The organism is Anabaena lutea FACHB-196, from assembly GCF_014698305.1.
In the GTDB taxonomy this organism is placed as follows: domain Bacteria; phylum Cyanobacteriota; class Cyanobacteriia; order Cyanobacteriales; family Nostocaceae; genus Anabaena; species Anabaena lutea.
Genome location: NZ_JACJST010000035.1, coordinates 1 through 15,544, shown reverse-complemented (window position 1 = coordinate 15,544; position 15,544 = coordinate 1). Strand labels below are relative to the sequence as shown.

The 15,544-nt window shown below is 37.9% G+C and carries 17 protein-coding genes and 1 pseudogene; 8 read left to right on the top strand and 10 right to left on the bottom strand.

Annotation, left to right across the window (positions count from 1 at the left end):
- Positions 1-257: 257 nt before the first annotated feature.
- The gene (locus H6G59_RS24895; protein ID WP_190720047.1) at positions 258-509 is read left to right on the top strand and encodes a hypothetical protein; all 252 of its coding nucleotides are present in this window, start codon (positions 258-260) and stop codon (positions 507-509) included.
- 137 nt (positions 510-646) lie between these two features.
- On the opposite strand, the gene H6G59_RS24890 is transcribed toward H6G59_RS24895, so the two are convergent.
- The 5 genes from H6G59_RS24890 to H6G59_RS24870 all read right to left on the bottom strand — a co-directional run bounded on the left by H6G59_RS24890 (position 647) and on the right by H6G59_RS24870 (position 6,330).
- Entirely contained in the window at positions 647-2,266 is a 1,620-nt protein-coding gene (locus tag H6G59_RS24890; protein WP_190720044.1) for an iron uptake porin, read from the bottom strand.
- A gap of 144 nt (positions 2,267-2,410) precedes the next feature.
- A complete protein-coding gene (locus H6G59_RS24885; RefSeq protein WP_190720041.1) occupies positions 2,411-3,004 on the bottom strand; it encodes a Crp/Fnr family transcriptional regulator in 594 nt (197 codons plus the stop codon).
- Between the two features lie 489 nt (positions 3,005-3,493).
- Positions 3,494-4,162 carry a phosphate signaling complex protein PhoU gene (gene phoU / locus H6G59_RS24880; RefSeq protein WP_190720037.1) on the bottom strand — a complete coding sequence of 223 codons (669 nt, stop codon included), beginning with the start codon at positions 4,160-4,162 and terminating at the stop codon, positions 3,494-3,496.
- Positions 4,163-4,192: 30 nt separating this feature from the next.
- Positions 4,193-5,524, bottom strand: a complete 1,332-nt coding sequence (locus H6G59_RS24875) for a PAS domain-containing sensor histidine kinase (RefSeq protein WP_190720032.1) — start codon at positions 5,522-5,524, stop codon at positions 4,193-4,195.
- A 53-nt stretch (positions 5,525-5,577) separates the two neighbouring features.
- A complete protein-coding gene (locus tag H6G59_RS24870) occupies positions 5,578-6,330 on the bottom strand; it encodes a winged helix-turn-helix domain-containing protein (RefSeq protein WP_190720029.1) in 753 nt (250 codons plus the stop codon).
- A 511-nt stretch (positions 6,331-6,841) separates the two neighbouring features.
- Between H6G59_RS24870 and H6G59_RS24865 the strand changes: the two genes are divergently transcribed.
- On the top strand, positions 6,842-7,825 hold the full coding sequence (locus H6G59_RS24865; RefSeq protein ID WP_190720026.1) for a coiled-coil domain-containing protein: 984 nt from the start codon (positions 6,842-6,844) through the stop codon (positions 7,823-7,825).
- Between the two features lie 198 nt (positions 7,826-8,023).
- Complete coding sequence (locus H6G59_RS24860) at positions 8,024-9,115, top strand: coiled-coil domain-containing protein (protein ID WP_190720023.1); 1,092 nt, start codon at positions 8,024-8,026, stop codon at positions 9,113-9,115.
- A gap of 484 nt (positions 9,116-9,599) precedes the next feature.
- Here H6G59_RS24860 and hisA read toward each other — a convergent pair whose 3' ends face one another.
- The 3 genes from hisA to H6G59_RS24845 form a co-directional block, all read right to left on the bottom strand.
- Positions 9,600-10,373 carry a 1-(5-phosphoribosyl)-5-[(5-phosphoribosylamino)methylideneamino]imidazole-4-carboxamide isomerase gene (gene hisA / locus H6G59_RS24855; RefSeq protein ID WP_190720020.1) on the bottom strand — a complete coding sequence of 258 codons (774 nt, stop codon included), beginning with the start codon at positions 10,371-10,373 and terminating at the stop codon, positions 9,600-9,602.
- Positions 10,374-10,455: 82 nt separating this feature from the next.
- On the bottom strand, positions 10,456-10,749 hold the full coding sequence (locus H6G59_RS24850; protein WP_190720017.1) for a DUF3593 domain-containing protein: 294 nt from the start codon (positions 10,747-10,749) through the stop codon (positions 10,456-10,458).
- Positions 10,746-11,081 (bottom strand): DUF2499 domain-containing protein, encoded by a 336-nt coding sequence (locus tag H6G59_RS24845; RefSeq protein WP_190720014.1) that lies wholly within the window; start codon positions 11,079-11,081, stop codon positions 10,746-10,748. The genes H6G59_RS24850 and H6G59_RS24845 overlap by 4 nt, the downstream gene beginning before the upstream one ends.
- A 92-nt stretch (positions 11,082-11,173) precedes the next feature.
- Between H6G59_RS24845 and csaB the strand changes: the two genes are divergently transcribed.
- The 4 genes from csaB (at position 11,174) to H6G59_RS24825 (ending at position 13,995) form a co-directional block, all read left to right on the top strand.
- Positions 11,174-12,220 (top strand): polysaccharide pyruvyl transferase CsaB, encoded by a 1,047-nt coding sequence (gene csaB, locus H6G59_RS24840; RefSeq protein WP_190720011.1) that lies wholly within the window; start codon positions 11,174-11,176, stop codon positions 12,218-12,220.
- A gap of 45 nt (positions 12,221-12,265) precedes the next feature.
- On the top strand, positions 12,266-12,718 hold the full coding sequence (locus H6G59_RS24835; protein WP_190720008.1) for a hypothetical protein: 453 nt from the start codon (positions 12,266-12,268) through the stop codon (positions 12,716-12,718).
- A gap of 5 nt (positions 12,719-12,723) precedes the next feature.
- Positions 12,724-13,335, top strand: a complete 612-nt coding sequence (locus H6G59_RS24830; RefSeq protein ID WP_190720004.1) for a PIN domain-containing protein — start codon at positions 12,724-12,726, stop codon at positions 13,333-13,335.
- Positions 13,336-13,416: 81 nt separating this feature from the next.
- A complete protein-coding gene (locus H6G59_RS24825; RefSeq protein WP_190720001.1) occupies positions 13,417-13,995 on the top strand; it encodes a Uma2 family endonuclease in 579 nt (192 codons plus the stop codon).
- Between the two features lie 32 nt (positions 13,996-14,027).
- Here H6G59_RS24825 and H6G59_RS24820 read toward each other — a convergent pair whose 3' ends face one another.
- The gene (locus tag H6G59_RS24820; RefSeq protein ID WP_190719998.1) at positions 14,028-14,783 is read right to left on the bottom strand and encodes a hypothetical protein; all 756 of its coding nucleotides are present in this window, start codon (positions 14,781-14,783) and stop codon (positions 14,028-14,030) included.
- 9 nt (positions 14,784-14,792) lie between these two features.
- Complete coding sequence (locus H6G59_RS24815) at positions 14,793-15,233, bottom strand: deaminase domain-containing protein (RefSeq protein ID WP_190719996.1); 441 nt, start codon at positions 15,231-15,233, stop codon at positions 14,793-14,795.
- 53 nt (positions 15,234-15,286) lie between these two features.
- Between H6G59_RS24815 and H6G59_RS27910 the strand changes: the two are divergent.
- A pseudogene (locus tag H6G59_RS27910) lies at positions 15,287-15,439 on the top strand (Uma2 family endonuclease); the annotation flags it as partial.
- Between the last annotated feature and the right edge of the window lie 105 nt (positions 15,440-15,544).

The following is a 15,544-nucleotide window of genomic DNA, read 5'->3' as shown; positions in this document are numbered from 1 at the left end:
TTAGTTATGTATCAAAAACTTTTAGATCCCCCTAAATCCCCCTTTTTAAGGGGGACTTTAATTCAAGTTCCCCCCTTGTAAAGGGGGGTTAGGGGGGATCAATAAGTGCTTAAAGTCACAGCCAGAAACTTTTAAAACAACCTCTTAGCAAGGGTTTGGTGGGCAATGCAAACCCTACATATATTTCAAAAATCAAATATTATTCCTATAATATAGGTATATTAAATTACTACTAAGGTTAGACTTTTATAATTCATATGGATGCTTTTGCTGCCACTCCGCCAGAATGGACAAATCAGGCATTTCACGCCTATGAGTTTTGCTGTCCTAAATGTCACTCAAGTAGTCGAGAAGCTGTAGAGGTTTGGCTAAATAGGCGATCGCCCGTAACAACAACGGATCATCGTCGCAAATGGCAAGAATTCTACCATTGTCATTGTGGTTGTGCTTGGTGGGCTTGGAGTAGCGATCGCCCTACCCCCCCAAGGAATTTGTTTGAACAAAAATGAGGTTAAAAACAACAATGTAGAGACGTTTTATTCAACATCTCTACATTTGTATAAGTAAATTAAAACTACATCTATACAGGAAAAATCAAATTTTACCTTAGTTTGTGTAGATGCAAATTTTATGCGCTCAAACAATCTTAGAAAGTGAAGGTGGTACGCAGAGTACCAACGTATTCGGTACTGTTCGCATCGTTATGTTCAGGATTGAAGATCACTAACAAACCGGGTGTAATGAGAATGTTATCGGAAAACTTCATCTTGTAGAGAGCTTCTGCATGATAGGAAGTATTAGGATCTTTCTGCTCTACACCATTAATTCTGACATCACTACTAGTGATTTTAGGTGATTGTCCAAAGATTAAACCTAATACGTTACCTTCTTTACCGAAGTCTTGGATACCCAAAGTTGCAGCCCAATAGAACGCGTCGGCGCTATCACCTGCCTGAATGTTACGGGGGGCATCAGCTGTTTTAGCTTCTATTTGGCTGAAGCCTACCCAACCGCCAAGTGTGATCTTCTCGCTAGGTTTTAAGCTTGCTTGTACACCGTAGTGATTGGATTCAGTACGGACGTTACTGCCGACACCATTAGCTAAGTCGCTTCCTGTTCCATAGAAAAAATTTCCTGCAGCAGCTTGATAAGAGCGGGCATAAGTCAGACCGATATTCAAGGCTTGATTAGGCTTGAAAGCTAACTGACCGAAAATGGTGTTACTACCATCGAATAGTCCTCTACCATCAGCAGGATCAGCAGCACTATTTCTGCCTGTTGCAAAATAAGCTGCACTTAATGTCAAAGGTCCATTGGGATTGACGTTAACAGTTATACCTGAACCATCACCAGCTTGGCGATAGATAGGGCTGAACCGTCCGTAGCGAGAGAGCGCGCCTGAACCACTGCTTCTAAAATCGGGGTTGAAGACGTTGACGTTCTCATTCAACTCACCACCTACAGCGTCAATCTTGACGCGGATTCTTTCACCGAAGTTGAAAGCGTAGTTGAGTTTGTCGATACTAACACTGTTATTGCTATTGCCGTCGTAGCCCAGGCGGGTCATGTTAGTGCCTGTTACTGAACTATTTTGGACAATATTCCCTGCATTCAGCCGGGTTTGCAATTGGTCTGTTCCTGTGAAGCTACTGTTTAAGGTCAACCGCACCCGGTTTGAAAAAGTCGTATTAGACTCTAAGCTACTACCGCCAACTCTTTCATCCCCAAAAGCTTGAGACACGCTGAAAATTGCTTCCCCAGACAACTTGGTGGTGGTGGAGAATTGATTAGCTTCTAATTCACTAGTACGAGCTTCTAGTGCGTCTACGCGACCACGCAGAGTTGCTAATTCAGCAGAAAATTCTTCTTGCAAACGCTGTAAGGTAGCCAAGTCTTGCTTGTTTACTATGTCAGCTGTTGCTGTAGCAATCAGTTCATTAACCCGGTCTAAGCAGGCATTCAAACCAGCTGCAAATTCATACCGAGTCAAGGCACGATTACCACGGTATGTACCGTTGGGATAACCGGCAATACAACCGTAGCGTTCAACTAAAGACTGTAAAGCTTGGAACGCCCAGTCTGTGGGTTGCACGTCGGAAAATTGAGAAACAGATGTTACCTGACCAATGTTGTTAGCTTCTTTGGATAACTGAGCAACGCTTGTTGCTTGTTCGTTAACTTCCGCAGCCAAAGCGCTGTTAGCGGACAGGAAAGTGGCTGCAATAACTGGACTAACCTTTAGAACATTCCAAAATAGTTTTGTCATGTTTTTAATCTCTCTCACACCTAAACAAACTGCCAATTATGATAAAGTCTCTGTTTTATTCAGAGAATTTACACATAAATTCTATGTAACTACTATACAATATCATTCATAATTAGCACAACCCCCTCTGCTAACCTTTAATACTCAATGCTTGGTTAATTGAGTAGGTAAATTCAGCACAATACTACGTTTATGACGTAATATCTTTCCTTCTTCTTCAAATTTCTGCAACAGACGTGTTACTGTGACTCGCGTTGTGTTGAGAACCTCCGAGATATCCTGATGAGTAACATTCAAATCAATTAATTTCCCCTGTTCTAAATCTCGGCCAAATTTTTCACTTAACCAGACCAAAAATTGCCATAGTTTTAGTGATGTTGGTTTGCGATGTAATATGCTTAAAAGTTCTTCGGCTTGCTGGATATGGCATAATAAAGCATTGATATCTTCATGCCAAAGATGAGGAGGAAGAATGGTTGCTTCCACACTTGTTAAGCATTCTATTTGATAGGGATTAACTGTCGATAAAGGATAGCCAACAATATCACCTAAGCCCCAATAACCCAAGGTAATTGATGTTCCATCTTCACTCCAGGTTAAGGTACGAACTATTCCTCGCTCAATACGCCATAGTACATCCTTGCGGACTGGAATCACTGCTCGACGAGTGAATAAATGTTGGGTTAACTGCTTGTTTACAGTGGATTTTAGGGTGTGATTTGTAGTAGAATACGTCATTTTAATGTTAGATAAATAATAAATTGAAATGAAGTATCCTAGTAAGAATTCAGGAGTGAGTCAGGAGTCAGGAGGAGGCAGTGCGGTGGACGGGTTCCCCGGCATAAAGCAACTGCCGTTCAGGAGTCAGAATGCTTATGAAATGAAGAATAGAGAAAAGCAAGATTTTATCAAAATCATTAAATTTGACTCAAAAAGCCTTTATTGTCCTGACTTAGAGTATTCTCTATCCTGAATACTTACGTATCCTAATAATCAATTATTAGGGAACATAATTAACTGATGTAAGCTATCTTTCGATACTTTAATGGTGAAAGTTTAAGAACAGGTAAGCTTTTAGTGAAATGTATGTTGGTTAACTTATTAGTTTGAATTATATGTTATTATTAATACGTTGGTTATAAATGGGAAAAAGTAGTCAACAGTAAAAAATTAAATTCAGTGAACAGACTGATAATTGATCACTGAATAACTTTTCACTGATAACTGTTAATGGCGTTGACCAGTGACGATATAAGCCACTCGTTGACCAATATTAGTAGCATGATCTGCCATACGCTCTAGGCAACGAATTGCTAATGTTAAGAGTAGAATTGGCTCAATTATCCCTGGGACATCTCGCTGGTATGCTAAAATTTGATACAATTTGTCGTAGGCATTATCGACAGTATCATCTAAGTATTTGATCCGTAGCCCACTAACTTCATCTAAATCCGCCAAAGCTACTAGGCTAGTTGCTAACATTGCCTGGGCATGGTAGGACATGAGGGCAATTTCTGGTAAAGAAGCATGAGGCGGATAAGGAAAAATTTTGATTGCTATCTTGGCTAAATCTTTGGCGTAATCGCCGATCCGTTCTAAGTCTCTTACTAACTGCATAAAAGCACTTAAACAACGCAAGTCTTGCGCCGTAGGTGCTTGGGATATCATAATCGATGTACAGTCAGATTCTATTTGTCTATAAAAGCGATCAATTTTTTTATCTAATCGGGGAAGTTCTTCGGCCGCTGTTAAATCGCGGGCAAATAATGCTTGGTGACTGAGACGGAATGATTGTTCCACCAAAGCTCCCATACGCAACACATCACGCTCTAATCGCCTGATAGCGCGATCTGGCTGTGCTTTTTCAGAATTGGGATTATGAACAACAGCTTTCACACTTGTAATCTCAAAATAGAAGATATTTTTTTAACTATAGTCTTGTCGGGATGAGTTTGCCACGACTCCAGGGAGTTGGATTTGCATCCAGGCTCCACCTGTTTCTGGATGATTCATAGCCTTAATGTCACCGCCATGAGCTAGAATCATTTGCCGGACGATCGCTAAACCTAAGCCACTACCAGTAATAGCGGTTGTTGAACTACCTTCTGACACTGGGGAGCGATATCTGGCTTTATCCCCTCGATAGAAACGCTCAAATACGTGGTGTAGATCTTCAGGGGAAAAACCAACACCGGAGTCAATGATATTAATTTCCAGAATTTGAGAATGGCGATCGCCTGGAAAAAATTCTTTTGCTGTTATAAATTTAGCTTCAATATGAATAGTTGTGGAAGGAGGGCTGTATTTGATGCTGTTATCCAATAGATTGACAAATACCTGATACATCCGCGATTTATCTGCCTTAATGCAGATATTTTCGGAACCACAATAAGTCATATTTAGGGAATTAAGCTTGGCTAGTGGTTCGAGGGTTTCCCATACCGATGCAATCAGCGATCGCACTTCCACTGTTTCCAGTTGCAATTGCATGGTTGAGTTAGTCTCCATTTGCGTCAGTTCCAGCCAGCTTTGCACCAAATTAATCAGCCGGTCAACTTCCTGCATCAAGCGGTTAACCCAACGGTCAAAGGGCGGTTCTAAGCGGGATTGAAGGGTTTCTGCCACCAGACGAATGGAAGTGAGAGGAGTTCTGAGTTCATGAGCTAAATCAGAAAAAGAGCGATCGCGCTGCTGATTCATATCTAGCAACGGCTGATGATTTTCTAAGAATACTCCCACTTGTCCCTTGGGTAAAGGCAAGCTGGATGCCTGTAAAGCTAAAGATTTTAACTCTGACATGGCTGTAGCATTTTCACGAGAGGGATGAAAAACCCACTCTCTCACTTGAGGTTTTTGCCAATCACGAGTTTGCTCAATTAACTGATCAAGTTCATAAGACCTTACCAACTCTAACAACAAACGTACCTGTCCGGCTTGCCACCTTTGCAGATGCAACATTTCCCGCGCTTGCTGATTGCACCATAGCAACTGATTTTCTTCATCTACTTGCAAATATCCCAAAGGTGCAAAATCTAGCAATTCTTTGTAGGTTTGCAAAGAAAGTTGCAAATCCTGCTGCTGACGCTTCACCATTGACATTTCTTGCCTTAAGCGACCAAGCAATGGTAACTCTGTTTTATGAGAATGGGAGGTTAAAGGTTGGAGTACTCCCTCCAAATAGCCGTTTAGTTGAACCTGTTGCCAAAGCCAAAATCCCAGTCCGACTGCTAAACCCAGAAAAAATCCCAATAAGAGCATTTGAGTCGTTAGTTGCGGTGTAATTATTAAAAACTAACAACTATCGCCAACAATTAGCCAAATCTATAGCCAAAACCTCTCACAGTCACAATATATTCTGGATGGCTGGGGTCTTGCTCCAATTTTTCTCGTAACCACCGGATATGAACATCCACAGTTTTGCTATCTCCAACAAAATCGGGACCCCAAACCTGATCTAGCAATTGTTCTCGTGACCATACCCGTCGGGTATAACTCATAAATAATTCCAGCAAGCGAAATTCTTTAGGCGAAAGATTTACCTCTTGTCCGCGTACCAGTACACGACACTCTTGAGGATTGAGGCTAACATCTTTATACTTGAGGATTGGGACTTGCGGCACAATACTTAAACGTTGACGACGGATGAGGGCGCGACACCTTGCTACTAATTCTCGCATACTAAATGGTTTAGTTAGGTAGTCATCTGCGCCTACTTCTAAACCCAGCACACGGTCAGTTTCGCTACCCTTAGCACTCAGCATTAAAATCGGTACTGAGTTGCCTTGATGACGTAACAGACGGCAGATATCCAGTCCATTAATTTGCGGCAGCATTAAGTCTAAAAGTACCAAATCAAAAGGCAAGTCTCCAGAATTAGATTCGCAGCTTTTGAGGTATTCTATGGCTGATCGTCCATCAGCAGCAGCAATTACCCCATAACCTTCTTCTTCCAAGGCCACTACTAACATTTCCCGGATCAGTTCTTCATCTTCCACTACTAGAATGCGGCTGGTTTGTCCGATATCCGCTTTGGCAGAATACTTAGTTAATTCGCTGGTATACATTGATAACAAAATATGTTGAGATTATGCTTGTATCGATAATTCTTTGACTGTGGATTTATTTTTGGTAAATTGTATTGTATATAACAAACCGAATATATTATAAATCACATTGACTACCTGCGTCCAAGTATTTTTGGCGACTTTGTATATTATTTTAAATAATTTGGATTCCTTCTTGACAAGAGCAAATTGCTTGACTAAAATTTATTAGTACATAAATACTATACTAGTTTCACCAAAGAAATTTGAACTTAACAAATCTTGACTACAAGGTGTGTATATATTCTCTTGATTCAGTATTTATACTGTAATCCAAGCGATCGCCTAAAAGCTAACCTTATGTCTGCATAGGTTATATTTCGATATGGCTTAATCATGTGATTTTATAGGTAGGGGTAAAGCGCAATGCGAAACCTTTACACATCAGGGTTTTTTCGCAATTTTATAGAAGTTCAAATTTTAGCCGTTTATACTACTCAATTAATCATTACCGATTCCAGGGAGTTGAAAGATGACTACAGGTGCAATTAAAGACAGCAAACAACAACTTGTGCAAGCATTTCAACAGATTCGTGTTGAAAGAAAAAAACTAGAATCCAAAATAGCCACTAAACAAGAAGAAGCAGAAAAAGCCAAAAACCAAGAAATTCTAACAGCAGCTTCTACCTACACAGTTGATAGTATTGTTAAAGGTTTAGCAGATTTGCAGTTAGAATTTGGCAGTATAGTCAATGCACTAGCTGAAAAATTAGCCAGAGAAAACTCTAAATTAGATGAACTCAATCAAGCAATAGAAATTGAAATGCAACGCCTACAAGAGCTACAGCAAATTAGAATTGTAGCAGATACTCTAGATATTTTCACACAAGAACATCAAGAAAAATTAAAAGTTTTAGAACAAGATACAACGAATAAACGAGAAGAATTAGAAAAAGAAGTTGCTCTGAGGCGGAAAGAATGGCAAAAAGAGCAAACAGAATTTGAAGAAAAACTGCAAACTTACAATGAATTATTAGGGAAAGAACGCCAGCAGGAAGAAGAGGAATTTCAATATAAATTAGAAACAACTCGCAAACTCAATACAGATGCATATGAAGCGAGAAAACGCAAATTAGAATTACAAATTCAAGAAATTACACAACAGAAAGATAAAGACTGGTCGGAACGGGAAAAAATTCTTACCGAACGTCAACCTCTATTAACTGAATACCAGCAAAAAGTAGCTACATTTCCCACCGAACTAGAAGAAGCAATTAAGAAAGCTAGGGAAGAGGCTATTAAAGACACCAGCCAAAAAGCAAAAATTGAGGCTGATTTATTTGAAAAAGAATGGGAATCTACCAAACAGAGTTATGAATTTAAAATTCAATCTCTGGAAGAAACAATTACTAAACAAACTGAGCAAATTGAAGGTATTGCTACTCAATTACAAACTGCACTAAAACAAGCACAAGATTTGGCAATGAGGGCTTTTGATACTTCTAATAGTAAATAAACAGGACTGACGCAAAACCGAATGAACGTAGTGGTAATTCATGAATTACCACTACTACGCAAGAATCAGGTTTTCAGTTACATCTTGCGTAAGTAATAATAAAGTGTGAATAAAAGTTGCAGAGATATAAATTAAGTCTGTGAAAGAGATTTAATTCTTTTTTGAAATAGATGAATTTTGAATTTTAGGAAATTTCTCATGGTAACTAAAAAACCGAACGATAAAAATACGAAAGCGGAAATTCTTCAGGCTTATGAAGAATTAGCAAAAGAACAAGCAGCCCTAAAATCTCAACTTGAACAAGCGCAAAAGGTAACTCAATCTGTTTCTCAAGAAAAACCCAAAGCAGAAGCCAAAACAGAACTTAAAATCGCTATGACTCCAACTACTAGCATTCAACAAAAGATGAATAATACTATTGAAAGCTTATCCAAAATCCAGCTAGGTTTTGGTAGTGCTGCAAATGAATTGTCAGAACAGCTAAGTACGAAAGCTTCCAAGTTAGCAGAAATTGGTGAATCTGTAGAAAATGAAATTCAACAATTAGCCCAACTGCATAACTTAGAGGTATCTGAAAATATTTTAGATACTCTTATTGCATCTTATGATAATAATGAAAAGGCTTATCATGAAGAGTATAGTCAACGCTATGAAGTCTTATCTCAAGAAATATTAGAACTTAAAAATACTTGGACAAAAGAACAGGAAGAACATCAACGGATAATTAAAGAACGCAATGAAAATCTTAACAGAACTAGACAAAGGGACGCAGCCGAGTATAAATATAATTTAGAACTTCAGCGTAAACTAGGAAATGATGAATATGAACAACAACAGAAAATTTTATCTAAACAACTAGAAGAACTGCAACAAGAAACAGATAAACAGTGGGCTGAACGGGAAAAAGCAATTTCTGAACGAGAAAAACAATTTGAGGAGTTGAAAACTAAGGTAGAGGTGTTCCCGAAAGAAAAAGAAGCTGCGATTAAAAAAGCTACAGAAGAAGGTAAAGGTATTGCTGGTTATCAGGCTAAAGTGAAAGCAGATTTATATGGAAAAGAAGTGGAAGGACAAAAGCGGTTTTATGAACAAAGATTGCAATCTCTAGAACTGACAATTACTAATCAGCAAACGCGACTTGAGAACCTTTCTAGACAACTGGAATCTGCACTCAAACAAGTTCAGGATTTAGCAGTTAAAGCAATTGAAGGAACTGCAAATGTAAATTCCTATCAGGCTATTAAAGAAATAGCTTTAGAACAAGCAAAAAGTCAAGTTAAAAATAAATAACTTAATTAGGGGTTGCTGAGAAAGTCTTTCCATGATGGGATAGGAGTCAGGAGTCAGGAGTCAGGAGTCAGGAGGAGGTTTGAAAATTCCTTTCCCATCTCTCGAAATACCAAAAAATGCACACTTTTTCACGTATATCCTTCAAAACCCTTGCACTTTTTCCTATTTATCAGCCTCAAACTTTTGATTTATCTGCGTTTTGCATTTTTTCAGCAACCCCTATTAAAAAAGGGGTTTAGCACTGCGCTTTACCCCTACGAACTTCTGAATTGTGCAATTATTCTGTTTTTGGTTTTCCTAATCCTGGAGGTGGTTGTTTTCTTTTATTTTTTGTGTTTTTGTTTGTCTGGTTTTGGTTGGAATTTTGGTTAGAATTGCCGTTTTTATCAGACATAAAAAGTTAACTGTATAATCGGTGATGATTTTAGCTACACCAAGAATTTCAATGATTCCAGAAATTGGTGCAGCTTTAGGGAGAGACTTATTAAGCGAAGTTAGAAAAGTCGAAATTGGGAGGAATATCTTGAAGTCTTCCTGGTCCAATAGCTTTTAATCCTTCTTGGAGAATAATATCGCCGGTATACAAGGCTTTCCCCACTATCACACCTGTTACACCTTGGGGTTCTAAAGCTAATAAACTTAACAAATCGGTGACGGAACTCACACCACCAGAAGCAATTACGGGTATGGAAATTGCCGCTGCGAGTTCTCGTAATGCGTCTAAATTTGGCCCCTCTAACGTCCCGTCACGGTTAATATCGGTGTAAATTATGGCTGCTGCACCTAATTCTTGCATTTGTGTGGCTAGTTGGGTGGCTAATACTGCTGAGGTTTCTAACCAACCACGAGTTGCAACTAAGCCGTTACGGGCATCTATACCAATGATAATTTGTTCGGGAAATTCTTGACAAAGTTCTTGGACTAGCTGCGGTTGTTCGACTGCGACAGTTCCGAGAATTGCCCAATTTACACCCAGATTAAATAATTGTTGCACACTGGAGCGATCGCGCAAACCTCCACCAACTTCAATGGGTATGTCAAGATTATTTCTAATGGCTTCAATTGCGGCTAGGTTGACGACTTTACCAGCTTTTGCGCCATCTAAATCAACTAAATGTAATCTGGTTGCGCCTTGGTCTGCCCACATTTTCGCAACTTCAACGGGATTTTCGCTAAATACTTGCGATCGCTCGTAGTCTCCTTTATATAGTCGCACACAGCGACCTTCTAGTAAATCAATTGCTGGTATGACTTCCATTTATTTTTTCCTGATAAACAATAATTTTTTTCTCACGCAGAGGCGCAGAGGCGCAAAGGAGAAAGACAGAGTTTTTCTGTACTTAATGTTTGCTTTTTAATTCTTGTACGGCTTGGCGAAAACCTAAGACTAGTAAGATGTTAGAAAGAGTTAAAAAGACTTCTGCGCTACCATGTAACCAGTCTATATTAGCTAACTGTTCTCCATAATGAACTTTGGCGTAAATGCCGGCGGGAATGGTGACAGCGACAAATACCAATGTGCCGTAAAATCCATATAGGGCTAGACGTGGCATTTGTGAACTGCGGCTGATAAACCACAAGAAACCCAAATAGGGAAAGAGAGAGAGGGCAAAGAGGGTTTCTTTTGATATCATTGTTCTGATTTGATAGATTGTGCTTCAATTGAGTTTGCAGACTTGGTGGAACGCCAAATTAGATAAGCTGCTGCCCACAAGGTAAAATTACCAACTAATGTCATGGTAGCTTGCAGTGTGACTAACCATTCTAGAGATTCAGAATTGTCGAAATAATGCCAAGTGCAAGCACACATTGCACTAATTAAAGCTGGTAACATACCAAAAGATAATCCCCACCAACTACGATTTTTTGTCAGTTCGCCATATATCCAAATTAGCCAAATTGCGGCTATCCACTCAATGACGCTAGAAATATGAATTATCCAGGTAGGAATCGAAAGTGCGTGCATAATTAATAGTCAGTTGTCGGTTGTTAGTGGTAGATAACTAGTTTAAAAACATTGGTAATCCAAAATCTAAAATTTAAAATCTAAAATTCAAAATGGGGAAAATGCGAGTTTTATTGTCTGGGTATTACGGTAAGGGTAATGGTGGTGATGAAGCTTTGTTAGCTACACTTCTGCAAATGCTACCATCTGATGTCACTCCTGTGGTGCTTTCTGGAAATCCTGAAGAAACTCATCGGCGTTATGGTGTGGAATGTTACAACCGCATGGCGTTTTTACAGGTAATCAAGGCTTTGCGTTCTTGTGATGCTTTTATTTGGGGTGGTGGGAGTTTAATTCAAGATGTGACTAGCATTATTAGCCCTTTTTATTATGGCGGATTGATGGCTTTAGCTCAAGTTATGAATTTGAAAACTGTGGCTTGGGGACAGGGTATAGGTCCTCTGTTGCGTCCCCAAACTCGATTTTTAGCCAAGAGCAATTTTGCAGGTTGTACGAAAGTGAGTGTGCGCGATCGCTCTAGTTCTAGTTTATTATCAGATTGGAGTATACCCCATATCCTTGCACCTGACCCGGTTTGGGCGTTAGAGTCGAAGCCAGTACCGGAATTAGCCGATTTACCAAAACCCAGAATTGCAGTTACTTTAAGAAATCATCCTCAACTTACAGAAACTCGGTTAGCAAATTTAACTCAAGCTATAGTTAATTTGCAAAAATCTACTCAAGCTTTTATTTTATTATTGCCATTTCAAAAAAGCGAAGATTTAGGAATTGCTGAAAAAATTCAAACTCAATTACAAGACGTTAGTAAAATTATTTGTTTGGAAGATCCACAAATTTTAAAAGGCGTGTTTCGCGGTGTAGAAATGTCCATAGGAATGCGTCTACATAGTTTAATTATGGCAGCGAGTGAAGGTTCTCGTTGTTTTGCATTGAGTTATGACCCAAAAGTAAATCGCTTAATGGAAGATTTAGAAATACCTGGATGGGATTTAAAAGATTTACCAGATGATGTAAATTTAATTAGTAAAACTTGGATTGATTATTATCATCAGGGTGACTCTTTGTCATCCGAGAAAATTCAATCTTTGATAAATGGCGCTTTTTTGCATCGGGAGTTGTTAAAGGAAGCGTTAAAATGAAATTTCAGAATAGGTTAGTCATTCCTTAGTTATGAGGTGATATAGATGTATTATGCTGATATGGCAGTACACGGAAAAGATAGACATTTACAGCTTTTAGTGGAAGTTAAACGTAAACGTGGTGCATCTAAAATTTGGGCTGCTAAAATGCGACGCAATATGTATGCTCATGGTTTACTTCCAGAAGCACCTTTTTTTCTATTAGCACTTCCAGATAAATTTTATTTGTGGAAAAACATAGGCTTATCTACTGATTTGATAGAGCCAGATTATGAAATTAACCCTGAACCTTTTCTTAAGCCTTATTACCCTAAAGCATATATTCCAAATTATGAAATTAGTAGTGAAGGTTTTGAGTTGATAGTTTCTGCTTGGCTTCATCAAATATTAACAATACCATCTGTTGATTTACTCCCTCCAAATATGGATTGGTTAGTGAGTTCAGGTCTATTTGATGCTATTCACCACGGACACCTAAAATTGGAGGAACTGGTTTAATTACAATGAATGTTTATGTAGAAACTAATTTTGTCTTAGAACTAGCGCTGCTTCAGGAGCAACAGGAAAGTTGTCAAAAACTGCTAGACTTGGCAGAAGCAGGACGAATAAATTTGATTTTACCCGCATTTAGTCTTACAGAACCTTATGAAACGCTGATTCGTAGGGAAAAAAACCGCCGGAATTTATCACAAGATTTGCATAGAGAGCTTTCTCAGCTTGGACGTTCTCTACCTTACCAACAGCAGGTGCATACTTATCAAGAGATTACTGAGTTTTTGGTAAATAGTGGCAAAGAAGAAAAGCAAAGATTCCAAATAGTTGTAGAGAAATTATTAGTGGTTAGCAAAGTCATCCCTTTAACAGTGGAGATACTAACCGCAGCTATAGGATATCAGTCCGAGCTTGAATTTACACCCCAAGATGCTATTGTTTACGCTTCGGTTATTGAACATTTGAATAAGTCAAGTGAACGACAACGTTGCTTTATTAATAGAAACTCTAAAGATTTCGATAATCCAGATATTCAAGAAGCTTTAGATAGATATAGTTGCCGAATATTATTTAATTTTGATGCTGGATTTGGCTATATTAAAAATCAAATTGGGATTATCTAATTAACTTAATATGTGATGACAAAAATTGCGACTTACTTTATAATTTAGTTAAGGTTGATATCATCCTCAAGGAGATTCATCATGACAGCTATCACCATCAACTTAAACCCTATTATCCAACTTAGCGACAACCAATTTTATCAACTCTGTCAGGAAAATCCTGAAGTAAAATTTGAACGTAATGCAAAAGGAGAAATATTGATCATGTCACCAACAGGAGGAGGAACAGGAAAACGTAATGTGGAAGTTGCAGCAGATTTTGTGTTTTGGAATCGTCAAACTAAATTAGGTGTTTGTTTCGATTCTTCCACTTGTTTTAAACTTCCCAATGGTGCAAATCGTTCTCCTGATGTTGCTTGGATAAAAAAAGAAAGATGGGATGCACTTACACCAGAAGAACAGGAAAAGTTTTCACCAATTGCCCCAGATTTTGTTTTAGAATTAATGTCACCTAGCGATAGTTTGCAGGAAACGCAAACCAAAATGCAAGAATATATAAATAACGGAGTTAAATTAGGTTGGTTAATTAATCGTAAAATGTGTCAAGTTGAAATTTATCGTCTTGGTAAACCAGTGGAAATATTAGACTTTCCCCAAGAATTATCCGGGGAAGATGTTTTACCAGGGTTTATTTTAAATATGCAAATTATTTGGGGATAGATATTACTTTTTCTTTTAGAAATTAACTAAAACTATCTAGCTAGAAAACTCAATAATAAATTTTGTTTTTCCAAATCTATATTTACTTGAGACTGATTATTCTCGACTACTTTCCAAAAATAGTTTCGTATTTTAGAAATATGTTTAGTCATTTTATCAACTCCCTTTAAAGTATGAATATTTTTAGGTAAACGTCCACAAAAAACAGATGGAACAACATCTAATAACCACCAATCAAAAAGTTCCCGTCTACCTTGTGATCCTGGAAAAATAGCATAACCCTGGAAGCAATCATCCAAAATATTTAATATGGCTTCTCTGGGTTTAACAGACTCCAGCACTTGCAGCATATTCTCAAAAACATCAACAGCTTCATCCAGAGCCTGATATTGTCCCCAATAATTCTGATAATCCCGAAATGAAACGTTTAAATTTGGCTGATAATTATCTTGAGGATATATCCAATTTTGAAAAAGATACTGGAATATATTACCAGTGATTGTCTCACGACGTAAATAAGTTTTAATGGTTGGTTGCACAGCAATTCCCATAACTATAGCCATAAAGAAATAGCAATAACTTATATCTAAACTATTTTTCTCTTTTTCTATTGCATCAAATACTGTGATTAAAGAATCTTCTAAACTTATTCCCTGAATATCTTTTTCTTCATATAATTCTGCATAAGAATATCCTTGAATTCTCTCTATGACTAAACGTAAAGAATTAGGAATTTCAGGAGATAAAATGAGAGAATATTTTTCAACTTCACATGATATGAATGTCATAGTTAATTGCTACGGATAAGGATGTGTCCAGGAGATAGTTATTTTTATTTCAGGAAATTTTTGCTCAAACTGATTGATAACACTTTGACAACTTTCACAGGGTTTTCTTTCTGTGTAAAGATACAGTTGCCCTCTAACGCGGTTATTATCCTTATTGTAGATAAATTCTAAAGTTTCTGCAATAGCTGACAAAACCTTATATTCCGCATCAGTATCCATAGGGGTAGTACGTTGTAAACGAGAATCTACAGTAGGTTCAAATTGTCCACCATTTGACTTAGGTTCTGGTTTAGGTGCTGGACTCTTGGCTCTAGATGTTGCACCCATTCCAAAAGCTTTACCATCTTCTAATCGCACCTCGGCAATAGCAATGTTACTTTTTGGAAATGGTTGTTCAATATATATCTCTCGGATATTAGCTGCATCTGAGATTAAATTTAGTTCTTCCATATTGGATTTATAATAATGATGAAATAATTAATACAGCTTTTCTATATTACGAAGTTAAATCTGGTTGGTTAATTAATCGAAAAATGCATCAAGTTCAAATTTATCGTCTTGGTAAACCAGTGGAAATATCAGAATTTCCTCCAGAATTATCCGGTGAAGATATTTTACCAGGGTTTATTTTAAATATGCAAATAGTTTGGGTATAAATATCAGGGTAAGAGCATCTCAATTAGGCTTGACATAAGGGATGAGAGGAATCTAATGTAGAGTCAATGAAACAGGAACTGAGAACTCGAATCATATAATTGTTA